At 37.3% G+C, this 24,054-nt stretch carries 26 protein-coding genes; 11 read left to right on the top strand and 15 right to left on the bottom strand.

From position 1 onward, the window contains the following. Positions 1-351 precede the first annotated feature (351 nt). On the bottom strand, positions 352-666 hold the full coding sequence (gene bolA, locus GNP81_RS09450; protein WP_155671484.1) for a transcriptional regulator BolA: 315 nt from the start codon (positions 664-666) through the stop codon (positions 352-354). A 95-nt stretch (positions 667-761) separates the two neighbouring features. Between bolA and GNP81_RS09455 the strand changes: the two genes are divergently transcribed. From GNP81_RS09455 to GNP81_RS09485, 7 genes are all read left to right on the top strand, one after another. Further along, positions 762-1,910, top strand: coding sequence for a methyltransferase (locus GNP81_RS09455; RefSeq protein ID WP_155671482.1), 1,149 nt, complete (start codon positions 762-764; stop codon positions 1,908-1,910). 14 nt (positions 1,911-1,924) lie between these two features. After that, positions 1,925-2,494, top strand: a complete 570-nt coding sequence (locus tag GNP81_RS09460; protein ID WP_012534307.1) for a YajG family lipoprotein — start codon at positions 1,925-1,927, stop codon at positions 2,492-2,494. After that, positions 2,494-3,054 carry a peptidylprolyl isomerase gene (locus tag GNP81_RS09465; RefSeq protein WP_012532986.1) on the top strand — a complete coding sequence of 187 codons (561 nt, stop codon included), beginning with the start codon at positions 2,494-2,496 and terminating at the stop codon, positions 3,052-3,054. The genes GNP81_RS09460 and GNP81_RS09465 overlap by 1 nt, the downstream gene beginning before the upstream one ends. Positions 3,055-3,140: 86 nt before the next feature. Continuing rightward, the gene (locus GNP81_RS09470) at positions 3,141-4,484 is read left to right on the top strand and encodes an AmpG family muropeptide MFS transporter (RefSeq protein WP_155671478.1); all 1,344 of its coding nucleotides are present in this window, start codon (positions 3,141-3,143) and stop codon (positions 4,482-4,484) included. A 281-nt stretch (positions 4,485-4,765) separates the two neighbouring features. Beyond that, positions 4,766-5,482: a nucleoside-specific channel-forming Tsx family protein gene (locus GNP81_RS09475; protein ID WP_012533336.1), complete on the top strand. Its 717-nt coding sequence runs from the start codon at positions 4,766-4,768 to the stop codon at positions 5,480-5,482. A gap of 107 nt (positions 5,483-5,589) precedes the next feature. After that, complete coding sequence (panE, locus tag GNP81_RS09480) at positions 5,590-6,483, top strand: 2-dehydropantoate 2-reductase (RefSeq protein WP_336495389.1); 894 nt, start codon at positions 5,590-5,592, stop codon at positions 6,481-6,483. After that, the gene (locus GNP81_RS09485; protein WP_155671476.1) at positions 6,480-7,070 is read left to right on the top strand and encodes a DJ-1 family glyoxalase III; all 591 of its coding nucleotides are present in this window, start codon (positions 6,480-6,482) and stop codon (positions 7,068-7,070) included. Before panE ends, GNP81_RS09485 begins: the two co-directional genes overlap by 4 nt. Before the next feature lie 72 nt (positions 7,071-7,142). On the opposite strand, the gene thiI is transcribed toward GNP81_RS09485, so the two are convergent. The 3 genes from thiI to pomA all read right to left on the bottom strand — a co-directional run bounded on the left by thiI (position 7,143) and on the right by pomA (position 10,460). After that, entirely contained in the window at positions 7,143-8,591 is a 1,449-nt protein-coding gene (thiI, locus tag GNP81_RS09490; protein ID WP_065595551.1) for a tRNA uracil 4-sulfurtransferase ThiI, read from the bottom strand. Positions 8,592-8,750: 159 nt separating this feature from the next. Next, positions 8,751-9,680: a flagellar motor protein MotB gene (locus GNP81_RS09495; protein WP_005418111.1), complete on the bottom strand. Its 930-nt coding sequence runs from the start codon at positions 9,678-9,680 to the stop codon at positions 8,751-8,753. Positions 9,681-9,695: 15 nt separating this feature from the next. Next, complete coding sequence (gene pomA, locus GNP81_RS09500) at positions 9,696-10,460, bottom strand: flagellar motor protein PomA (RefSeq protein ID WP_005418107.1); 765 nt, start codon at positions 10,458-10,460, stop codon at positions 9,696-9,698. Between the two features lie 278 nt (positions 10,461-10,738). Here pomA and xseB point away from each other — a divergent pair, with 278 nt between their 5' ends. The 3 genes from xseB to dxs are packed head-to-tail and all read left to right on the top strand — an operon-like array spanning position 10,739 to position 13,775. Next, positions 10,739-10,981 (top strand): exodeoxyribonuclease VII small subunit, encoded by a 243-nt coding sequence (gene xseB, locus GNP81_RS09505; RefSeq protein WP_005418105.1) that lies wholly within the window; start codon positions 10,739-10,741, stop codon positions 10,979-10,981. Then, a complete protein-coding gene (gene ispA / locus GNP81_RS09510) occupies positions 10,974-11,870 on the top strand; it encodes a (2E,6E)-farnesyl diphosphate synthase (RefSeq protein WP_196587448.1) in 897 nt (298 codons plus the stop codon). Before xseB ends, ispA begins: the two co-directional genes overlap by 8 nt. 21 nt (positions 11,871-11,891) lie before the next feature. Beyond that, positions 11,892-13,775: a 1-deoxy-D-xylulose-5-phosphate synthase gene (dxs, locus tag GNP81_RS09515; RefSeq protein WP_155671472.1), complete on the top strand. Its 1,884-nt coding sequence runs from the start codon at positions 11,892-11,894 to the stop codon at positions 13,773-13,775. Between the two features lie 55 nt (positions 13,776-13,830). On the opposite strand, the gene GNP81_RS09520 is transcribed toward dxs, so the two are convergent. Further along, complete coding sequence (locus GNP81_RS09520; protein ID WP_155671470.1) at positions 13,831-14,181, bottom strand: putative quinol monooxygenase; 351 nt, start codon at positions 14,179-14,181, stop codon at positions 13,831-13,833. A 72-nt stretch (positions 14,182-14,253) separates the two neighbouring features. On the opposite strand from GNP81_RS09520, the gene GNP81_RS09525 reads away from it, so the two are divergent. Beyond that, complete coding sequence (locus GNP81_RS09525; protein WP_155671468.1) at positions 14,254-14,532, top strand: hypothetical protein; 279 nt, start codon at positions 14,254-14,256, stop codon at positions 14,530-14,532. Here the strand turns inward: GNP81_RS09525 and GNP81_RS09530 are convergent, their stop codons facing one another. The 10 genes from GNP81_RS09530 to nrdR all read right to left on the bottom strand — a co-directional run bounded on the left by GNP81_RS09530 (position 14,533) and on the right by nrdR (position 23,944). Then, positions 14,533-16,767, bottom strand: coding sequence for a LuxQ periplasmic sensor domain-containing protein (locus tag GNP81_RS09530; RefSeq protein ID WP_155671466.1), 2,235 nt, complete (start codon positions 16,765-16,767; stop codon positions 14,533-14,535). It abuts the gene before it with no gap. A gap of 2 nt (positions 16,768-16,769) precedes the next feature. Next, on the bottom strand, positions 16,770-17,888 hold the full coding sequence (locus tag GNP81_RS09535) for a substrate-binding domain-containing protein (protein ID WP_155674987.1): 1,119 nt from the start codon (positions 17,886-17,888) through the stop codon (positions 16,770-16,772). Then, complete coding sequence (pgpA, locus tag GNP81_RS09540) at positions 17,888-18,391, bottom strand: phosphatidylglycerophosphatase A (RefSeq protein WP_155671462.1); 504 nt, start codon at positions 18,389-18,391, stop codon at positions 17,888-17,890. Before pgpA ends, GNP81_RS09535 begins: the two co-directional genes overlap by 1 nt. Then, positions 18,388-19,386 carry a thiamine-phosphate kinase gene (thiL, locus tag GNP81_RS09545; protein WP_155671460.1) on the bottom strand — a complete coding sequence of 333 codons (999 nt, stop codon included), beginning with the start codon at positions 19,384-19,386 and terminating at the stop codon, positions 18,388-18,390. Before thiL ends, pgpA begins: the two co-directional genes overlap by 4 nt. Before the next feature lie 84 nt (positions 19,387-19,470). Next, entirely contained in the window at positions 19,471-19,938 is a 468-nt protein-coding gene (gene nusB, locus GNP81_RS09550; RefSeq protein WP_005418093.1) for a transcription antitermination factor NusB, read from the bottom strand. After that, the gene (ribH, locus tag GNP81_RS09555) at positions 19,938-20,408 is read right to left on the bottom strand and encodes a 6,7-dimethyl-8-ribityllumazine synthase (protein ID WP_005418092.1); all 471 of its coding nucleotides are present in this window, start codon (positions 20,406-20,408) and stop codon (positions 19,938-19,940) included. The genes nusB and ribH overlap by 1 nt, the downstream gene beginning before the upstream one ends. A 153-nt stretch (positions 20,409-20,561) precedes the next feature. Next, positions 20,562-21,671 (bottom strand): bifunctional 3,4-dihydroxy-2-butanone-4-phosphate synthase/GTP cyclohydrolase II, encoded by a 1,110-nt coding sequence (gene ribBA / locus GNP81_RS09560; RefSeq protein WP_005418091.1) that lies wholly within the window; start codon positions 21,669-21,671, stop codon positions 20,562-20,564. Between the two features lie 40 nt (positions 21,672-21,711). Beyond that, complete coding sequence (locus GNP81_RS09565; RefSeq protein ID WP_012533394.1) at positions 21,712-22,368, bottom strand: riboflavin synthase; 657 nt, start codon at positions 22,366-22,368, stop codon at positions 21,712-21,714. A 3-nt stretch (positions 22,369-22,371) separates the two neighbouring features. Further along, positions 22,372-23,493 carry a bifunctional diaminohydroxyphosphoribosylaminopyrimidine deaminase/5-amino-6-(5-phosphoribosylamino)uracil reductase RibD gene (gene ribD, locus GNP81_RS09570; RefSeq protein WP_155671458.1) on the bottom strand — a complete coding sequence of 374 codons (1,122 nt, stop codon included), beginning with the start codon at positions 23,491-23,493 and terminating at the stop codon, positions 22,372-22,374. A 1-nt stretch (position 23,494) separates the two neighbouring features. Continuing rightward, positions 23,495-23,944: a transcriptional regulator NrdR gene (gene nrdR, locus GNP81_RS09575; protein WP_005418088.1), complete on the bottom strand. Its 450-nt coding sequence runs from the start codon at positions 23,942-23,944 to the stop codon at positions 23,495-23,497. Positions 23,945-24,054: the final 110 nt, after the last annotated feature.

Genomic DNA, 24,054 nt, shown 5'->3' on the forward strand with positions numbered 1-24,054 from the left:
GACACGACACTGCATGTGTCCAGTATTGACGACACAAATCGCGCAACACTATTAACATCCTAGTAATATGCTTTTTACATAAATACGAAAAAAGCTGTTTTAAGGCGGAGGATTCTATCATTTTTTATGGTGTAGATGCCACGTTCAATGACTCGATTCCTGCTATTTTTTACTATTCATTGTCAGAAATCATTGAAATAGGTTGAGCATTTTAGACCTACTGCACAATTCTTGTTCAAAATCAAAAAATACCCCATAAGTAGCAATGACATTAAATATTGGTCATTTTTTAACAAACAGCCTCACTTTATATTTATTTTATGTTAAAAAATAAACATTAGCGTTTCATTTTTAACCTTTTCCACCGCCCATACAGTTGGGACTAAGAGGAACTTGCTCTGTATCTAGAGCTTGCCATTCTGCTTCTGTATACGTATGAATAGCTAAAGCATGAATATGGTCAGACAATTCTTCAGCTAAGATGCTATTAATAGTTCGGTGACGAGTAATTAAACGTTTACCTTCGAATTCATCAGTCACTACAATTACCTTAAAATGGCTCTCTGAACCTTCAGGTACATTATGCATATAGCTTTCATTTAGAACTTTAATATAAGAAGGTGCTAACGCTTCGCGTAATTTTTGTTCGATTTGATGCTGAATCATATAATTCCTTTCTTTATTTGAATTCTTCTGTTTCCACTTTATACGCCATTTGCGACAATAGCTAGAAGCCTTCCCTATTTGAAGATCAAATCATTATGAAAACAGAACTGTGTCTACTTGACCGAAACCTAAATTTACAACGCTACCCTAAACGTGCTCAAGAACTACTGCAAGCATGGGATGCTGGTGATGAATACATCATTAAATATGTAGAAGAAGAGCTAAACCTAGAAGATGGCAAAAACATTCTTATCTTAAATGATAATTTTGGTGCATTATCATGCTGGTTCTCAGACAAACATAACGTAACAATGATGACCGATTCGTTTGTTTCACAACGTGGTACATTAAAAAACCTACAACGAAACCAATGTAACCGTGTACAGCTCATCACATCAACTGAAGAGATGCCACAAGGTTTCGATTTAGTATTAATGCAAATCCCAAAAAACAATCGAATGTTAACATGGCAGTTACAGCAACTGCGCCAATCTATGAACGCTGATTGTCCTATTATTGCGGTTAATAAAGCTAAAGAAATTCATAATTCAACACTTGAGCTGTTTGAAGAGTACCTTGGTGAAACTAAAACATCTCTTGCTTGGAAGAAGCACCGCTTAGTATTTTCAAATGCAAACGCAACGAATCCAAAAACCATCGCAGAAGCTGTTTGTTGGAGTGTTGATAATGAAGACATCGATCTTCTTAACTACCCTAATGTATATTCAGGGGAAAAATTGGATCAAGGTGCTCGCTTCATGCTTGAGCATATTCCTTCAGATCCTGAATTACGACACATTATCGATCTTGGTTGTGGTAATGGTGTACTCAGTGTAAAAGCTGGTCAACTAAACCCTGAAGCTCGTATTACTTGTGTTGACGAAAGCTTTATGGCTGTTGAATCTGCACGCCGTAATTTAGAAGTAAACTTAGGCAAAGAACGTCAATTCCAATTTATCGCCAATAACTGTCTCGATGGTTTTAAAAAGCACAGTAGTTACCTTGTACTTTGCAACCCTCCATTCCATCAAGGCCAGGCTATTACCGATCATATTGCATGGCAAATGTTCTGTGATGCTAAGCACATCTTGTGCAAAGATGGTAAATTATTAGTTATTGGAAACCGTCATCTTGATTATGATGGTAAGTTATGTCGCTTATTTGGTGAAGAAAATGTCACCACAGTTGCTAGCAATTCAAAATTCGTTATTTTAGAAGCTGTTAAAGCCGAAAAATCAAAATAAAAAAGGATTACACCATGAAAAAGGTCATCATTGCCCTTTCTGCACTTTTTTTAGCTGCTTGTAGTGCACCATCAGATCCACAATTGGATATTCAACCTAAAGCATCATCAAATGCTCACCAAATCGTTGATGGTATTAAATTAACATTAGATAGCAGTGATTTACGTACTGCACAATATGTTGCAGTAATTGATAATGGTCGCCAAAATGTACAACCAATTCACGCAAAACAAAACTTACGTGTCACTCTAGAAGATGCATTATCGACACAATTAAAAACTCAGGGTTTTGTGATTACTGTAGATAGTGACAACACGTTACGTTTAGACATTATCGAAGCGTTAGTAAGTGTTCAGCATTCTCTAATGAGTAATGAAATCAAAACTCAGGTTAAGCTTCAAATTACAGCAGAAACACCAAAAGGTAAGTTTGTTAAAACCTACAATGGCGTATCTGAAAAAACAGGCTCTATGAGTGCTGATAATCAAGATATTGAACAAGTTCTTAATGACTTATTAAATGCAGTATTAGATAAAATCGCTGTTGATGAAGAATTACAAACATACATTAAAGGTAACTTTTAATGATTAAAATGATTTCAAAAGCCGCATTAATTATTGCAGCTCTTAGCACGAGTCAAATGGCTCTAGCAGAATCGGTAAAATTTGAAACCACATTAGGTAACTTTACTGTTGAACTAAATTCAGAGAAAGCCCCTATTTCTGTGGCAAACTTCATCCGTTATGTTGAAGATGGCAGTTATGTTGGAACTCAATTTCACCGAGTAATCCCAGGCTTCATGGCTCAAGGTGGTGGTTTTGACAAAAATATGATGAAGAAACCAAGCTATGGCCCAATTAAGAATGAGGGTTATAACGGTTTAGGTAATGACACTGCGACGATTGCGATGGCACGCACTAATAATCCTGACTCTGCTACTCGTCAATTTTACATTAACCTAAATGACAATGACTTCTTAAACGCAAGTCAGCGTCCACCGGGCTATGCTGTGTTTGGTAAAGTAACACAAGGTTTTGATGTGATTCAAAAAATGGCAACTAAGAAAACCAAAGCACTACCAAATGGTATGCGTGATATTCCAGTTGAGCCAATTATCATAACTAAAGCAACATTAATTAAATAATTTAGTTAATATAGCACTACTCTAAAGCAGCTTTCGGGCTGCTTTTTCTATCTATTTCAATAAGAACAAATAACAAGGAGCGTTTCATGTCTCATTCCATGCAATGGAAAACAGCCGTAAAAAGCTACATGGATAAACGTTTACTTTGGGTTTTCATGCTAGGTTGTTCTAGTGGCTTTCCTTGGGTACTTATTGGCTCGAACATGTCGGGTTGGTTAAAAGATGCTGGATTAACTCGTGCTGCTATTGGTTATTTCGGTTCAGTATTCGCGGTATATGCGATTAACTTTATGTGGGCACCACTTGTTGACCGTGTAAAGCTCCCTTTTATTGGAAATAAACTAGGCCAACGCCGTAGTTGGATCTTTGTTTGCCAAGCTATTGTTCTATTTTGTACGTTGCAAATTGCAGGATTAGACCCTTCAAAAAATTTAATGCTAACATCAATGTTTGCACTTGCTATTGCGACTGCATCAGCGACACAAGATGTAGCCATTGATGCATTCCGTATTGATACCTTCCCAAAATCAGAATCCACTAAAATGCCTCAGGCATCAGCAATGGCCGTGATTGGTTGGTGGACTGGCTATTCATTACCTGGTTATTTAGCTTTTATTAATGCAGATAGCATCGGATGGAATGGCGTTTACTATGGCATGGCGGGAATTGTTGGCTTATTAATGGTATTCACTCTATTAGTCGGCGAACCAAAAACCAAACGTGATGAACTGCAACACGAAGCCGAAGAGCGTCATAATAAATTGGTTGGCTCTAAAATTGCCGCTTGGTTTACCGTAACAGTAATTGAACCATTTTATGACTTCTTTAATCGAAACGGCGTAAAAACAGCTTGTACTCTACTATTATTCGTTTTCTTATTTAAAATTGGTGAAGCTTTTCTGGGAAGAATGTCGATCACTTTCTATAAAGAAATCGGGTTTAGTAACGAACAAATTGGCTATTACTCTAAACTGATCGGCTGGGGAGCAACCGTATTTTTCACCCTATTAGGCAGCTTAATCAACGTTCGTTTTGGTGTAGTAAAAGGTCTAATGATTGGTGGGATCGCTATGGCTGCAAGTAATTTAATGTTTGCACTTATCGCTAATGTCGGCCCTAATGAGCACTTATTCCTAGCGACTATTATTGTTGATAACTTCACAACTGCGTTTTCAACCGTTGCCTTTGTATCCTTCTTAACCATACTTACTGGTGAAGCTTTCTCTGCGACTCAATATGCGTTACTAGCTTCATTAGGTAACTTAGGCAGAACAACATTAGCCTCTTTCAGTGGTGAGTTGGCTGACTACTTAAATAGCTGGCCTTTATTCTTTGTATTAACCGCCGTAATGGTTATTCCTAGTCTAATTATGCTGCTTATGCTTAAAGGGCATTTCAAAGCTCTTCTTGATAAGCATCAAAGCTCTTAAAGTTCTTATACGTAACAACTGTGCTACCAAAGCCTCCGTTTATCGGAGGCTTTTTTGTTTTTGTTCACACTTTTACGTCAGAGTTTTGTCAAGTAAGTGATATTGATCACTTAATTTTCTTAGCTCAATTTATAAACACGATCGAGATCTACATATAACATTGCTATTACATAAATTGCATTTAAAAAAGTGAACTTTCTCTATATTATTTGCGTCATTCGAGAACGATACATATCGTCCTTCTATCATTTTTTGTAATACATAACTATAGAGATACCATTATGCGTAAATCACTTTTAGCTCTATCTGTTCTTGCTACAACTGTTGCTATTCCTGCTCAAGCTGAAAATCTATACACTTGGGGTAACATGAACATCAACTACCTTGATTGGTCTAACAGCTCTAATGATGGTGGTAAAGATGATTTTGCATACCTTGAATTTGAAGGTGGTGCAGGCTTTGATTGGGGTGAACTATACGGTTTCCTTGATCTAGAAGGTCAAAAAGACAGCATGGCTGCTTCAAGCAAAGGTTCTATTACTTACAAAACTGGTCTTGGTGAATTACGCCTTTACGGTCAAACTTATTCAACAGAAAACCTAGGCTGGCATGTTCGTAACACTGTTGCTGGTGTTTCTTACAACTTTTCAGGTGAGCAATGGTTCTTTAACCCGTTCATTGGTGCTCACTACACTAATACAAACGGTTTCTCTGATATGAACGGTGGTATGGCTGGTTGGGTTACAGGTTATAACTTTAACCTTGGCGAGCAATCTTTCTCTATCAGTAACTGGAATGAAATGGAATTTGCTCGTGATAGCGCTTATACAGCTCTATCTGGTGAAACAGATGATATTTCTTTCAACGGTGCTGTAGCGTTCTGGTGGAATGCAACTAAACACATCACTACAGGTATTCAATACCGTTATGCTGATAATAAACTAGGTCAAGGCGATCTAGACGATGCTATCATCTACACTCTAAAATATAACTTCTAATCTAATTTAGAATATCTATTTGACTAAGGCGCTCACTATGAGCGCCTTTGTTTTTTGTAGTAAACCAATTACACTGCTTTCATTATTTCTTCTTAATGGATTCATCTGTGAATATCACCATTCTTGGTCCTGGTGCAGTCGGCTCTTTATGGGCATGCTATCTGCAAAAAGCAGGACACAATGTCTGTTTATGGACAAGAAATTCAATACCTTCTGAACAATCATTTTCATTATCAGCTAACGAAAACTCATCACACCAATTTAAGTGTAATGATAAGCAAGCCTTGATTGATTGTGATTTGCTATTAATTACGGTTAAAGCTTGGCAAGTCGAAAGTGCCTTACTCCCTTTACTTCCATTATTATCAAAAGAAACCATACTGCTGTTTATGCATAATGGAATGGGAGCAATTGATAGCTTAAAAGAACACATTAATCACCACCCTATTTTACAAGCAACGACGACTCATGGTGCATTAAAAGAAAATAGCACTAGCGTAATCCATACAGGTTATGGAAATACCTCTGTAGGGCCATTTAACTCACTAGGTAAACAGTGTCAGTTTATTCAAGATGTATTGCATCATAGCTTAGCAAGTGTCGATTGGAACCCAGAAATTAATATCGCATTATGGAAAAAACTCGCTATCAACTGTGCAATTAACCCATTAACAGCGATTCATCAATGTAAGAATGGACAATTAGTACAACCCGATATCCATCAATATGTAATGAACATTTGCTCCGAAGTACATCAAGTTCTGCAAAAAGAAAATATTGAATGGGCACAAAATGAATTACTTTCAACGGTAACTCAAGTTATAAAAGCAACATCTGCCAATTATTCTTCAATGAATCGTGACTGTTTTTATCAACGAAAAACTGAGATTGATTTCATTACTGGCTATTTATTAAAGCGTGCTAAATTTCACGGTATTTCAGCACCTATCAATCAATCGTTATATAATCAAATTAAACAATTTGAAGAGAACACATTATGACTAAAAAAATTCTCGTATGTATCGCACCCGGCACTGAAGAGTTAGAAGCTATTACGGTAATTGATATTCTAGAGCGTGCAAAATTTGATGTGACCGTTGCAAGTACGGCTTTTGACGGCTCATTAACCATGAAGGCCGCACAAAGAGTGATGTTAACCGCTGATGTAAAACTCGTTGAAGTTGCTGATGAAGAGTTTGATTGTATTGTTCTACCTGGTGGATTAAAAGGCTCTGAAAATTTCAGAGACAGTACCCTACTCATTGAGATGTTAAAACAACAAAAATACGATGAGAAATGGGTAGCTGCTATTTGTGCTGCACCAGCCATTGTTTTACAACATCATAATTTATATCCAGATGCATTAATGACTTGCTACCCAAGCTTTATGGAAACCATTCCAGAGAAAAATCGCCGTATTAAGCGTGTATTTACTGATGTGTTAAATCATTTAATCACAAGCCAAGGTCCAGGTTCGGCACTTGAGTTTGCAATGGAAATAGTAACAACGCTTGCAGGAAAAGAGCTTACAGCTAAATTAGCAGCTGATTTAGTAACACTTCCTAATCTTAATTATCATCAAGTTTAATTCCAATCGGTTATAAACAAAAAAAGGGCGTTGAATGATCAACGCCCTTTTTAAATAAAAATGGTTAACTGACTATGGACGGTAAACTTTTACGTTCTTGTAACCATTCTCAATTAATAATAAAGCTTGAAGACGGCTCATCACACCGCGTTCACAGTATAATAAGTACTCTTTAGATTGGTCTAGATCACCAAACTTGGTTGCCAATTTGAAGAAAGGAATGTGAGTTACCTCAACACCATCAAGTTCTAATGGCTTTTCATCTTCTTCTTCAGCACTACGGATATCAAGAACCACAACATCAGATCCTAGCTCAGATACCATTTCAACTTCTGGTGCTTGTTCTTGGCTTTCTTTTTCAATATCACGAATGTCCATAACTCGTGCGTTATAAACAGCTTGCTCAAGAACAGAGAAATCAAATTTCGCTTCTTCTTTCTCTAATTTTTCTTTCACCGCTTTTACTGTTGGTTTCTTAGAAATTACACCACAGTATTCAGGCATTGTTTTCGCGAAATCTTCAGTACCAATCTCACGAGCTAAATCAATAATGTCTTCTTTATCCCAGTTAATTAGAGGACGTAGAATTAATGAATCAGTTACATTATCAATATGGCGTAAGTTAGTTAGTGTTTGACTAGATACTTGACCTAATGCTTCACCTGTAACTAAACCTTCAATGCCAAATTTCTCAGCAACCATGCCGCCAGCACGCATAAACATACGTTTTAAGATAACACCCATTTGGCCATCATCGACTTTCTCTAAGATCTCAGCGACAACTGGATCAAAATCAACAGAGATAAATTTAACTTTTGCTGATGAACCGTATTTTTTCCACAAGAAGTGCGATACTTGTTTCACGCCAATCTCGTGAGCTGGGCCACCTAAATTAAAGAATAAGTAATGAACTTTTGAACCACGTTTAATGTGTAAGTAGCTTGATACACCAGAATCAAAACCACCAGAAATCAAACTTAGAACATCTTCTTGAGTACCAAGTGGAAAACCGCCTAAGCCTTTATGACGAGCAATGATCAGGTTTAATTTATCATTTGCGACTTCAAATTTTACCGTTACTTCAGGGTTCTTTAAACGAACACTTGCACTTTCTACTGATTGGTTTAAACCGCCACCAACGTAACGCTCTAGTTCAATAGAGGTAAAGTCATGATTACCACGACGTTTAACACGCACACAGAATGTTTTGCCTTCGATAATCTCACGATTCATTTCAAGACATTGCTCAAAAATATCATGCATGTCTGTAAAGCCTGACTGCTTAACTTCAAGTACATGGTGAATACCTGGAGTTTGCGTTAGTACCGACAATGTTACATCACGGTATTCATCACTCAGTCCTGTCACTTCGATATGATCACGACGGTTGATGACTTCAACACCTTTGGTTTCACGCTGAATAATACTGCGTAGGTTAGATTCTAGAATACGAATAAAACGCTTACGTACTGAATCACTTTTAACAAAAACTTCTGGGTGTGGCTTAACGATAAACTTCATATATAGACTTCACTGATGTAGGAAAACAATCAAAAGGATAGATAAGGTTGGTTCAGGACCGAATCTAAGGCGCAAGATTATACCGAAAAAAAAGGCGAGTTGCTAATTCAACTCGCCTTTCATTATTATCTTAATTAACTCTGAGCTCTTTAACTCTAATTACGGTTGAGCACTAGGTACTTCATCACTCTCATGAGGTTTACCTTGCATGATACTGATTTCAACACGACGATTTCGAGCTCGGCCTTCAGCGGTTTTATTTGAAACCAATGGTTCTGTTGACGCCATACCACGAACTCGTAGGCGGTCACTTTCAAAACCTTTAACTCTTTCCATCTCAAGAGCAACGGATACCGCTCGTTGAGCAGATAAATCCCAATTAGAACGGTAAAGCTCTGAATCTAAAGGCTGATTATCAGTATGACCTGATACGCGAATGATACCTGGAACATCTTTAACTAATTCAGCAATTTGACGAATAAGTGGACGGAACTTCGGCTGTAAAAATGCAGAGCCCGCAGGAAACGCGCCTTTTTCTCGAATTCGGATCACTAACTGTTGACCTAAATTCTCAACTTCAATCGCCCCTTCACTTATCTCACGCTCGAGTGCTTTTTTAATCGTATCTTCTAACTCTTGTTGACTTTGAGTTTGACTTTCAGATTCTGAATTACTTTGAGCACTCGTTTGTGTCGAGTTAGATGGTGACTCACCACCAGTCTGCTTACCCGCTTCTCGTTTAGTACCACCAGCACGATCCGATTCTCCATCATGAAAATCTAATGTTTTCTGCGGAATATCAATTGTCTGTTGCATGATAACTTCGATAGGCGTTGGCTCTGGTCGTCCCGGGCGGAATTCTTGAGCAATAACGCTAGTGCCTTTTGGTATGTCTTTTACTTCTAAAACATTTTGCACGCCAAAAGCAAACTTCATCGAACCTGCAATCTGCTTAAACTTCAATACATCCATTTCTGAGAACGAAAGTAATAGAACGAAAAAACACATTAATAATGTTGCTAAATCAGCAAATGTTGCCATCCATAAGGGGGCACCAGGAGGACATTTGCAGTCGTTTTCATCTTCCATTAGTGACTCCCAGTCTTATTCTTCGCCAGTATCGACAACACGTTTTTTCTCGTTTAAGTAGTTACGTAAATAACTATCAATAACGCGAGGGTTTTGACCATCTTGAATCGCTAAAATGCCATCAAGAATTAAACGGCGATTCAATTTTTCTTGTTCTTTACGTAATTCAAGTTTATGAGCAATAGGGAATGCCACCATGTTTGAAATAACAGAACCGTATAATGTTGTTAATAGAGCAACCGCCATCGCAGGACCGATAGATTTAGGATCGTCCATGTTTGATAACATACCAACCAAGCCTACTAAGGTACCAATCATACCCATCGCAGGAGCTACATCGCCAAAAGCGGTAAATACACCAACACCACGTTCATGACGCTCATTCGTTAATGCAATGTCTTTCTGTAAAGTTGCTTTTACAACTTCAGCATCATGACCATCAACCAGTAAATCAATACCTTTTTGCATAAAAGAGTTACTGATCTCTTTTTCTTCTAATGCTAAGAAACCACCTTTACGAGCCGCATCAGCCATTTCAACAATAGTTACAATAAGATCAACAGGTTCATCTGTTTTAAAAATAAAGGCTTTACCGGCAATTTTACCCGCGCCAAAAAATTGGCCCACGGTAAATTTCATCAAAACAACAAAAATTGAACCACCAACTACGATTAAAACCGATGTTGTGTCCATAAAAATGGCTAAACCACCAGCCAGTACCATTGCCATGATAATAAATGCAAAACTACCAACTAGGCCTATTAACGTTGCTAAATCCACAGAGCGCTCCCCTATATGCTGCTTGTGTTTACTTACAATGTGCTAAGCAAAATTTAAGCCATAAAATCATATCGCTTTTTTGCCGCTTATTTCTTATCGACCAAAGCCTTGGATGGTTTAATTTTTTTGTATAAAAAGATTCACTCCATTAAAATATCGATTGAAAAGTAGCCCTTAATCACTAAATTTTACTTTTATACGTGACTTTCTCACCTGTTCAATTGACCCTCACCTCTCTCTGAGTTACCTTTCTTGGATCTTTTTAAGAGTGAATCATTATGGCTGTAAAAAAACCTGAAAATTTATCGTTTGAAGCGGCAATAGAAGAACTAGATTCTGTCGTCAATCAACTTGAAAGTGGTGACTTGCCACTCGAAGATGCATTGAAGAAGTTTGAACGAGGTATTTCTTTAGCAAGAGCAGGACAAGAAAAATTAACTCAAGCAGAGCAACGAGTTGAAATTCTTCTTCAAGCAGACGATAACGCAGAACTAACGCCTTTTGATGGACAAGATGACTGATTCACTAAAACAACAACTGACTTTTTTTCAAAATAGAAACATTGAACAATTGAATCAATGGATTGAAAAAATCGAAATACAGCAACAACCATTAACAGAAGCAATGAAATATTCGCTTTTGTTAGGTGGCAAACGAGCTCGACCATATTTAGTTTATATCACAGCACAAATGCTTGGCATTAAAGCTGAATTTGCCGATAGTGCAGCCGCAGCTATTGAATGTGTCCACTCTTATTCATTGATCCATGATGACTTACCAGCAATGGATAATGATGATCTTCGTCGTGGTCATGCGACTTGTCATATTAAATTTGATGAAGCTACTGCCATTCTAGCTGGTGATGCATTACAAACTCTTGCTTTTGAAATATTAGCCAATGGTCAATTAAGTGACGATGCCGAAACATCACGCATCGATATGATCCGTGTATTATCAAAAGCATCAGGCGCATCAGGTATGTGCATGGGACAATCGTTAGATTTAGAAGCCGAAGGCAAAAAAGTGGACCTTGTTTCACTTGAACGCATCCATGCAAATAAAACCGGCGCCCTGATTAAGTGTGCAATTCAACTTGGTGCACTTTGTGCAGGTGAGAAAGGCAAAGCTATTCTTCCTCAGTTAGAAGTTTATGCCGACGCTATTGGTCTCGCCTTTCAAGTACAAGATGATATCTTAGATATTATTAGTGATACTGAAACTCTCGGAAAACCACAGGGTTCTGATCTAGAATTAGATAAAAGTACCTATCCTGCTTTACTTGGCCTTGAAGGCGCTAAACATAAAGCAGAACAACTGTATCAAACAGCAATTGAAGCATTAAACGACATCCCTTATAACACGGATGCAATGCAAGCGTTCGCCCAATACGTCATTGAGCGTAAAAACTAAAACAGATAAGCGCTAACTACTATGTCATTAGATATTTCAAAATACCCAATTCTGGCTTTGGCAAATACTCCAGATGAATTACGTTCTTTACCTAAAGAAAGCCTTCCTGCTTTGTGCGATGAGCTGCGTACTTACTTATTAAATTCAGTAAGTAAAACGAGTGGCCACTTAGCATCTGGTCTTGGTGTCGTAGAGTTAACTGTTGCTTTGCATTACGTGTATAACACTCCATTTGATCAACTTATTTGGGATGTTGGCCATCAGGCTTACCCACACAAAATACTGACTGGTCGTCGTGAACAACTTTCAACCATCCGTCAAAAAGATGGATTACATCCATTCCCATGGCGCGGTGAAAGTGAATACGATGTTCTCTCGGTAGGTCATTCATCAACATCGATTAGTGCCGCTTTAGGCTTAGCTATCTGTGCTGAAAAAGAGCAAGAGAATCGTAAAATAGTCAGTGTTATTGGTGATGGAGCTATAACTGCTGGTATGGCATTTGAAGCACTAAACCATGCTGGTGATATTCATCCTGATATGCTGGTTGTTTTAAATGATAATGAAATGTCAATTTCTGAAAACGTAGGCGCATTAAATAATCAACTAGCACGTGTCTTGTCTGGTAGTTTATACACATCTATTCGTGAAGGTGGCAAAAAAGTTCTTTCTGGTACGCCTACGATTAAAGAACTATTAAAGCGCACAGAAGAACATTTAAAAGGCATGGTTGTACCTGGTACCATGTTTGAAGAGTTAGGCTTTAATTACATTGGTCCTGTAGATGGCCATGATGTTAATGAGCTGGTTAGAACGCTTAAAAATATGCGTAACCTAAAGGGGCCGCAATTTTTACATATCATGACGAAAAAAGGTAAAGGCTATGAGCCTGCTGAAAAAGATCCAATCAGCTACCATGGCGTACCTAAGTTTGATCCAAGCAATACTTCATTACCAAAATCGTCTGGTGGCAAACCAACCTTCTCTGCTGTTTTTGGTGACTTCCTTTGCGATATGGCTAAAGAAGACAGCAAGCTTATGGCTATTACACCAGCAATGCGAGAAGGCTCTGGTATGGTTCGTTTCTCTAAAGAATACCCTAGCCAATATTTTGATGCAGCCATTGCAGAACAACACGCAGTTACTCTAGCTAGCGGAATGGCGATTGCGGGCTATAACCCGATAGTTGCTATCTACTCAACGTTTTTACAGCGTGGTTACGATCAATTAATTCATGATGTTGCGATTATGGATTTACCCGTAATGTTTGCTATTGACCGTGCAGGTTTAGTCGGCGCAGATGGACAAACACACCAAGGTGCTTTTGATATCAGTTTTATGCGCTGTATTCCGAATATGGTCATAATGACACCAAGTGATGAAAACGAATGCCGCCAAATGCTTTACACAGGCCATAAACACACTGGACCAAGTGCTGTTCGTTACCCTCGAGGGAGTGCAACAGGTATTCAAGTAAATAATGAAATGCAAGCACTTGAAATTGGTAAAGGTCGCTTACTCCGTGAAACTAAAGTGACGGAAAAAGGAGAGCGAGTTGCTATCTTAAACTTTGGTACCTTCTTAGCAAATAGCTTAGAAGCGGCAGAAAAGTTAGATGCAACCGTTGCAGACATGCGTTTTGCTAAACCTCTCGACGAAGCACTGATCTGCGAATTAGTAACCAATCACGATGTTTTAGTGACTATTGAAGAAAATGCGATTTCAGGTGGTGCAGGTTCAGGTGTCATTGAATTTTTAATGAAAAACCGTCTTGTTAAACCAGTTCTTCAATTAGGCTTGCCAGATGAATTTATAGCTCAAGGTACGCAAGAAGAAATGCATACCGAACTAAAACTTGATGCAAATGGCATTGAGCAACAAATTAGAGATTATCTTGATCTCTAATTTCATGTCCATCTTAGTTTCCTAAGCAATGCCACCGTTTGGTGGCATTTTTATTTTATGGAATCTTAGGAGCATCAAAATCAATTGGCTCATCCGTATAAATACACACATTCCATTTATCGACTAATCCATCATCTGCTATACATTGCTGCTCGAAAAATTGTTTAATTTCATCACGCTGACAATGCGCTTCAAATACTTCGTTATCAGCCCAAATTTCATTAAAAGCAATAGGGTAGCTTTCGCCTTCGGCAAATGGTGTTTGAATATGACGAGTAACGATATATTGAAGACAACCATCTTCTCTTATTGTGTTTGGTTCTAAGCTTTGTAATACCTTAAACAGTTCATTTAATTTCCCCTCTTTTGGCAAAAACTGAGCAACACAATACACTTTTTTAGACATATAGCTTTCCTTGTTATATTGACTGAAATTAGGATATATCCCATCATTGGATAGAATTAACGAGTGAGCCGAATGATGAAATCTAACGTAGACAAAATGCTAAATAAACATCAGCAACTAACCCATAGTGTTGATGTTAAAGTCACCTCTCATACACAAAGAGATATAGGAGATTGGATACAGCATACTATTATGATTGATGGATGTAATGTTCCATTTAAATTTAATAGAACAAAAGCCTACCAATCTCTCAAAGGCGCAAAGGTTAATCTCACCTATTACCCAAGTAGTGAAAAAATAGCAGGCTTTGATATTGAAGTAATGAGAGTCGTTCGAATTAAACGAAGCTAGTTACGAGTCAAAAGGTGGCAAACCGAGCTCTGATTTATAAAAAACCAATGCATCCAATATCGACTTTTCTTTTATTGGCTTAGTAATAATATAATTAGCCCCTGCTGAGAAAAATTCTTGATTGGATTCCTCTAATGCATCAGCAGTATACGCATAAATAGGCGTCATTATTTTCAAATGATTACGAATATATTTGGTTGCTTTAATACCGCTCATTCCCGGCATTTGGTTATCCATTAAGATCAAATCAAACTCAGATTTAGACAGCTCAGCAATGCCTTGAGCAGCATCATTTCGCCAGGTCACGTTTAACCCATACTTTTGACAATAAGCTTTCGCAATGTAAGCATTGGATTTATTATCCTCAATTAATAAAACCTTTAATCCTGTTGGTAATGACGTTATTTCATTTTCAGCTTTAACATCTAAAACACCCGCTTTATCCTCACAAATTAAGACAGGAATAAGAACGCTAAATGTAGAGCCGACACCTATCGTGCTATTTATAGTTATTTTACCTTTGAGCAAATCAAGCAATTGCTTAACAATAGCCAGCCCTAATCCACTTCCTCCAAATTTTCTCGATTCAGAAAATCCTGACTGTTCAAATGGTTCAAACATTCTTGCTTGCTCTTCAGAACAGATCCCAACCCCTGTATCATCAACCGAAAATTGTAAGTAGTAATCTGAATTATGCTTATTAAGTGATAAAGTTAGTTTTACTTTACCTTTCTCTGTAAATTTAACGGCGTTACTTAACAGATTAAAAAGTATCTGCGTTAATCTTACTTGATCAGAATTTATGAATACGTCTGAACTAACATGGTTTTCAATTGAAAAAAATACATTTTTATTTTTACAAAGAGGAAAATAGATTGCATTAATATTTTCTAATACATCACTCAGTTTAAAAGGTGCGCTATTTATTTTTAGTTTCTCTTGCTCTATTTGCGAAAAATCTAAAATATCATTCAATACAGCGAGAAGATGCTCCCCTCCTTGATGGAGAATATTGACTTGTTTTTGCTGTTCTCTATTTAAGTTACTACTCTTTAATAGACTAGATATGCCTAAAATCCCATTTAAAGGTGTTCTGATTTCATGACTCATTCTTGCTAAAAAATCAGATTTTACTTGAGCCAATTTTTCAGCTGCTCTTTGAGCTCTATAACTTTCTTCTTTCGCTTCAATTAATTCAGAAAATGTCTGCTCTAATTTTTCACCAATCTGATCAAACTCCAAAATACCACAACCTTGGTATTCGGAACGAGTTTCATTTTTTGATACTTTATTAGTGTATTTTAATAGAGAATTTAACGATAATAATATTTTATGCTCGAATAGACCTCGTATTAATACAGCAATAGCAATAAGAACAAAAAATGAAAGAACAACACTATAAATGAATCGTTGTTCTAACAATTCAATATTATCCTTATTTTTCAAAGATAAAATTGAAAGTTCACCAGATATTGATTTAATATTTATTGGTGTAAAGTTCAATATTTTACTTGGTATTCTCTTTCTTGTCCCTTCTAGGATAGAGGTAACTTCTTGATAAATTTCAGTATTAGAACTTACACTTGACGCAATTATCTTATTATCATTAATAATAAAAACATCTTGACTGTTCGTTAGTTTTTTAAGTTTATTCAAAAATGAGATGTTGTTATTCAACATGACTGCATTATATATAAAAGCAACAATCCTACCTGAATCATTATTAACTATTGGTGTTTTTCTAATTAAGAAATCAGATTCCGATAAAGGTTCTTCCATCTTAATATAATACCAAGTGTTAATATTAAGATTCTTTTTGATGATAATTTTCAAACAGTTTTCATTTAGGCTTAAAAATGAACTATTTCCATCATCCCAGTACAACTTATTATTAACTTCTATAAATCTAAAATCTGGTGAATTATAAGGAGATTTAGCTTCAATATTAGAAAAATAAATATTTAATTTCTTTTTATAATCACTTTCCACATACTGGTCATAGATAGCAAGACTCTCTGCATCCGTATCTTGTCGAATTTGAAGAATAGACAATCTATGTTCAAAGAAGTTATTAATTATGCCTGACGTTTGCTGTAGATTTCGTTTAACTTCTTCATTAATCGTATTCACACTTAACTGATAGGTATGTATGGTTATACCTACTGTTAATATAGAGAATATAATAAAAATTGAGCGAAAAATAAGATCCGCTAACGAGGCTTTACCTTTATTCATTATTAGTGTTCTACACCAGAATAACGAAATGCACGCTGTTTCAGCATATTAAGTGTTTCTTCAGTCGTATCAGATGTAACAAGTTCAAACTCTCCAGAGTAAACAGTAGCCACAGGTTTTTTCTCTAAATCTAGTTTGATAGCTTCTGCCATTGCTATACCTGTATCATCAGTCATACGCATAACAGTAACATCAAGATCTCCATCTTCTATGGCTTTTAACTCTAATGAACCGCCACCCCAACCATTAATGATGGTATTAGTATTCTTACTTTCTTTAATAGCATCAATTGCACCTAAAGCAATATCTGTAGATGAAGAGTAAATAAAATCAATATCAGGATTATCTTTTAATATATCTTGTGTTGCAGCATAAGCGCTTTTTTCAGTCGCTTCAGTATAAAAAGAAGAGGTCAGTGTATATTTATTACTATCCATAGATTGAACAAATACATCACCTCTTGCTGTACTCAAATAGCCATATGAATAATATAACATTCCATAATTAGCATGCTCTGGAAAACGATGTTGAAAATAGTTTGCTAATAATTTAGTACCAATAACATGGTCAAATCCCACATAAAGCAATGGTTGACTACCATGCCATGCTTTTACTGGTGTTGTGATATTTTGCAAAATAATCTTTGTTTCTGGGTTCTGCAATACATGCTCAATAAATTTACGATGACGAGTGGTGTTAAGAGTAAAAATTAAATAATCTGATTTTTGCTCTATCGCTTTATGCAAAGAACGACTTTGTTCTTTAAAATCAACATTTAGACGTGTTGAAACAGGAGTTAGTTCATATTGGATATTTAACGCTTTCAGACGTGATTCAAGAGCAACAATATTACGTTGCCAATAATCAGATGATTGCTCACCAGGGTAAACAAAAGATATTTTGATTGGTTTTGTTTGCTTAATAGATAGAGGTACGGGCTCACCTCTAACGGTTTCTTTTAGAGTATTGGTTAGTGCTTTCTCTTCAGGGTACAAATCAAGGTATTCATTATAACCCCAATAACCAACTAAAACAGGATCGGCTAAAGCCAACTTAGATGCACAAAAAAATGAAACAAGCGTCAAAAATAAGGAACTTAGTAACAATCTACCGTTACGCATTACAACCAACCAGAATACTTTCCAACTAGCCAAAGGCTAATTAGAGCCATAAATCCAGCAACAATATCATCAAGCATGATACCAAAGCCGCCATGAACTTTATTATCTAACCATCCAATTGGCCAAGGTTTTACCATGTCAAAAAATCGAAACAAAATAAAACCAGTTAGTAACCATTTCCAATCAGTTACTTCTAAATTTAAATATGGAACAATACTCATAGTGATCCATAAGCCAACAAACTCATCCCAAACAATTGATCCATGATCATGAACCTTCATGTCAGCTGAAGTAATGTCGCAAATCTTAATACCAATAAGAGCAGAGGCAGCCACAGCTATGACAAACAAAGCAAATGGCAACTGAGCAAGTAATAAATACAGTGGAATTGCGGCCAATGTACCCATTGTTCCAGGTATTATTGGAGAAAGGCCACTCCCAAACCCAGTAGCTAATAAATGCCACGGGTTTTTAAGACTAATTAAGGCTAGAGGATTTGTCATTTTTCTCTCCTAAAGTGGTCGTAACCTAATAATTGCCAATCTAATAGTTTATTATTATCAAACAATTGTACACTATCTGGTAAACTGTTAAATGGCTTATCAATTATCTCACCAATTATACTAATTTTTTTATTTAAAATAGTAGCTATTTGTTTGATTGCTTTACTATTTTTTTTAGGTGCCGTAAAACAAAGTTCATATTCTTCACCACTAGTTAATGCAAGTTTCTGACATTTTTCTTTATCTTGGCGATAATACGTAACAAGTTCACTTGAAATAGGTAAGTTATTAACATTAAGTTCAGCACTCACATTTGATTGCTTTAATATATGACCTAAATCTGAAATAACACCATCAGAAATATCTAATGCTGCGTGACATAGATGACGAATATCTTGCGCAAGCTCAACTTGTGGTGTTGAATAATAATGACGTTTTTCTAACTCTTTTTCTAACTCACCCTTCGCATTTTTTTGTGAATTTAAAATCACTTCAAGACCTGCGGCACTATCTCCTAAATTTCCAGTAACATAGATATCATCACCTATTTGTGCAGCACTTCGAGTTAACGCCGCTCCTTTAGGTATAATTCCTTGTACCGTAATCGTAATACTTAAAGGCCCTTTTGTTGTATCTCCACCAATGAGCTCAACTTGGTATTGTTTAGCTAAATCAAAGAATCCTTTACAAAACCCTTCTAGCCACTTTTCATCAGGTTGAGGTAAGGTTAATGCTAAAGACACCCAAGTTGGTTTTGCTCCCATAGCAGCTAAATCACTCAAATTAGATGCCAGTGCTTTATGACCAACACTTACCGGGTCTGCATCAACCAAAAAATGCGTTCCAGCGGCTAAAGTATCTGTGGTTATGGCTACTTGATAGCCCTCAGGTACTGTTACTAATGCGCAATCATCCCCAATGCCTAAATCAACATCATCACGCGAAACATTTTCTTGAACAAAAAATCGATCGATTAAATTAAATTCACTGCACATATTCGATTAATACTGTTTTTTAGTTATAAAAAAGGCCAGCAACGAGGCTGACCTTTACGATTTAATTAGTATGCTACGACCAACTTATTTTTTACGTAAAGTTGGAGCCGCTTTATCTAATACACCATTTACAAACTTGTGGCTATCTTCTGCTGCGAATACTTTTGCAAGTTCAATCGCTTCATTGATAACAACTTTGTATGGTACATCATCACGATTCATCATCTCATAAATAGACATACGTAGTAACGCAAGTTCCATTTGGTCAAGATCTTGAAGCGGACGAGATAAGTATGGGCGCATTTTCCCATCTAATTTCATATGATTTAGAGCTACGCCTGAGAAAAGATCGCGGAAATACGCTACATCTGTCTCTGGAGTTTGTAGCTTAGGCTCATTTGCATGATGCTCTTCTTCATCATATTTTTCAGCAGTTAAAAACTGCTCTTCGATATCTGCAACATTTTCTTTGCTTAGTTGCCATGAATAGATTGCTTGAAGAGCAAATTGACGTGCATTACGACGTGCGGCTGGTTTCACACTAACCCCCATTAGGATTCGATTTGAGACAGAACATTAATCATTTCGAGTGCGCTTAGTGCAGCCTCTGCCCCTTTATTACCAGCCTTGGTACCGGCGCGCTCGATTGCTTGATCGATAGTATCAACAGTCAAAACACCAAATGCTACTGGAATGCTATATTCCAGAGATACTTGTGCTAGACCTTTATTACATTCACTACATACATAGTCAAAATGTGGTGTGCCACCACGGATAACAGAACCCAATGAAACGATAGCATCATACTTTGCTGTTTTAGCTACTCGTTGAGCAACTAACGGTAATTCTACGGCACCTGGGCAGCGAACAACGGTGATGTTTTCTTCAGATACTTGACCAAAACGCTTTAGAGTGTCGATAGCACCTGAAAGTAGACTTTCATTAATAAAGCTATTAAAGCGAGAAATAACAATTGCAATTTTCGCATTAGGAGCAGCAACGCCGCCTTCGATTACGTTCATGAGCCTTCCTGTATCTGTTTTATTCCAATTAAACTGGTTTCTATTTATCAACTACGCATTCATAGTGAGAATCGCCGGATTCTATCACAGCTTTGTGACAAATATCTAATTATTTAGGCCCTACTCATCGAATAGGGCCATATATTTTTACTTTTATTTCGTTACGTATTCAACAACGTTCAAACCAAAGCCAGATAAGGCATGATAACGTTTCGATGTTGATGAAAGTAAGCGCATGTCTGAAATACCAATATCAGCTAAGATTTGAGAGCCGACACCCACACGGCGAGAAGTACCTTGTTTCTTCGCCATGGTTGGTGCTTCACCACTGTCTTGACGTTCAAGAACTTTCACTTTATGTACGATACTATCTGTTGATTCTTCATTACCAAGAATCACTAATACGCCACCTTCATTGGCAATACGTTGCATTGCCGTTGGCAGTGTCCAGCTGCGTTCTGCACAACGATCTGAATGCAAAATATCAGTGAACGTATCTTGTAAATGAACACGTACTAACGGTGCTTCACTTGATGTATTTTCTTTCTTCAATGCATAGTGAAGCTGATTATCAATCGTATCGCGGTACGTAACTAAATCAAACTCACCAAATTCAGTAGGTAATTTACACTCAGCTACACGTTCAATTGTGGTTTCATTGTTATTTCGGTATTCAATTAAATCAGCAATCGTACCTAATTTAATGCCATGTTTTTCAGCAAAAATTTCCAAATCAGGGCGACGAGCCATTGTTCCATCATCATTTAAGATTTCAACAATCACGCCCGCAGGCTCATAACCAGCTAAACGAGCTAGATCACAACCCGCCTCTGTATGACCCGCACGAGTTAATACGCCACCTTCTTGCGCTGCAAGTGGGAATATATGACCCGGTTGAACTAAATCTGCAGCAACGGCATTTTTAGCTACTGCCGCTTCGACTGTACGTGAACGGTCTGCTGCTGAAATACCAGTTGTTACGCCTTCTGCCGCTTCAATTGATACCGTAAAGTTCGTTGTAAATTGTGCATTATTGTCTTGCACCATAGGAGGTAGACCTAGTTTTTCACAACGATCTTTTGTCATCGTTAAACAGATTAAACCACGTCCATGAGTTGCCATAAAGTTAATGGCTTCAGGAGTGATTTTCTCAGCGGCAATAATTAAATCACCTTCATTCTCACGATCTTCGTCATCCATAAGAATAACCATCTTACCTAAACGAATATCTTCAATAATGTCTTTTGCTGAGCTAATTGCCATGTGAAATACCTTTTATATTAATTAGGTTAAGTGGTGAGGCTTAATTTAAGAAGCCTGATTTTGCCAAAAGATCCATCGTAACAGAAGACTCTGGTTGCTCTTCTTTCTGTCCGATCACAAGTCTTTCTAAATATCGAGCGATCACATCAACTTCTAAGTTAACTTTTTGCCCAACAGAAAAATTATCCATCGTTGTCTCTGCTGCCGTGTGCGGAACAATGGTCAATTTAAATGCATTTTTTCGAATATCATTAACCGTTAAGCTAATGCCATCCACAGTAATAGAGCCTTTTTCTACAACATACTTAGCGAGTGTTTGAGGTAATTGTATCCAAAACTCAATTGCACGGCCGGTTTGGTGACGTTCAATTATTTCACCTACGGCATCGACGTGGCCAGAAACAATGTGCCCACCAAATCGGGTTGTTGGCAGCATCGCTTTTTCAAGATTTACTTTATCGCCAGCTTTATAATTAACAAAACCGGTACGCTTTAATGTTTCTAAAGATAAATCAGCAGTGTAAGTTTGCTCTGTCATCGCAACAACCGTTAAGCAAACACCATTAGTTGCGATACTATCTCCAAGCTTTACATCACTCATATCTAGCTGTCCAACATTAACCGTTACGCTAATATCTTCACCTTTTGGTGTAATCGCTTGCAGTGTACCTACTGACTCAATAATTCCTGTAAACATGGGTTACCTTGCTATTGTTGCGGTAATTCGAATATCTTTACCGACCATACGAATATCTTTTATATCCAAGTCAATTGTCTCAGACATCGTTTCCAATCCAATTAAGTTAATGATGCTACGGCCATCAGCCCCCATCAATTTTGGAGCAAGATAAATAATCAATTCATCAACTAAATTTTCTTTAATCATACTTGCAGCTAATGTAGCACCAGCCTCAACCCAAATATGGTTTACATTAAAATCACGAGAAATTTTATTTACTACTTCTTTAAGATCCAATTGACCATCATCAGAAAGCCTACATTGTAGATGCTTTTCTTTAGCTACGATTGAGTGTGTTTCTTGAGGTGAGATAGTGGCGATTTCACCAGAGGCTTGAAACAGTTTTAAATCCGATGTTAATGCATGCTGACGATCTAAAATAAAACGCATTGGCTGTCGAATAGTTGTTTCTTGATAATTTTTTTGAATTGAGAGAGGAAGATCGCTCCAACGCACATTTAATGAGGCGTTATCATCAATCACGGTTTTCGCTGTTGAGAGTATTGCACCAGATTGTGCACGATAACGTTGAACATCTTGTCTTGCTTCTTTTGAAGTGATCCATTGACTCACTCCATTTTTTAATGCGGTTTTACCATCAAGACTCGCGGCCATCTTTAACTGTACAAATGGCTTTCCGGTTTCCATTCGAGTTAAAAAATGAGGGTTTAAGGCTCTAGCATCAGCTTCAAGCAGACCTGATGCCGTTTCTATCCCAGCGTCATTTAACATAGTAAGACCGCGACCTGCTACCTGTGGGTTTGGATCAACCATAGCGCAAATGACTTTCTTTACACCGGCCTTAATAAGCCCTTCAGCACAAGGGGGGGTTCGTCCGTAATGAGAACAAGGTTCTAGAGTAACGTAAGCCGTTGCTCCTTGAGCTTTGATTCCAGCTTGTCTTAAAGCATGAACTTCAGCATGAGGCTCACCCGCTTTTAAGTGCGCCCCTTCCCCAACAATCTTCCCATCTTTAACCAATACACATCCCACATTAGGGTTGGGTGCTGTGGTATAAATGCCTTGCTTAGCTAATAAAATAGCTTTTTGCATCATCAGATGATCTTGGGTAGTAAATGTCATGTTATTTCTCTAATTTTGCAATTTCTTCACCGAACTCTTTAATATCTTCAAAGCTTCGGTAAACAGAGGCAAAACGAATATAAGCCACTTTATCGAGCTCTTTTAATTGGTCCATAACAAGGTTGCCAATCATATCTGATGGAACTTCACGTTCACCAGTAGCACGAAGCTGTGATTTTATCGTATTTAATGCGAGTTCAACTAAGTCAGCGCTAACTGGTCTTTTTTCCAATGAACGATATAGGCCACCGGATAATTTATCTTCATCAAAAGGTTCACGGTTACCATTTGATTTAATCACTTTTGGCATCACTAATTCAGCGGATTCAAATGTAGTGAATCGCTCACTGCATGCTAAACACTGACGACGACGACGAACCTGATGCCCATCAGACACAAGTCGAGAGTCAATAACCTTAGTATCTGTTGCGCTACAAAATGGACAATGCATTACTTGCCTCCTAATTTTTTTCAATTAGTGTACAAGAAAAGCAGATGCCTGCCTATGTCCCTTCATTAAGTTCCTGTTTAAACCAAAAGAAAAACCCAGTTTTAATTATT

This window comes from Aliivibrio fischeri (assembly GCF_009727955.1).
GTDB classification, from domain to species: domain Bacteria; phylum Pseudomonadota; class Gammaproteobacteria; order Enterobacterales; family Vibrionaceae; genus Aliivibrio; species Aliivibrio fischeri_A.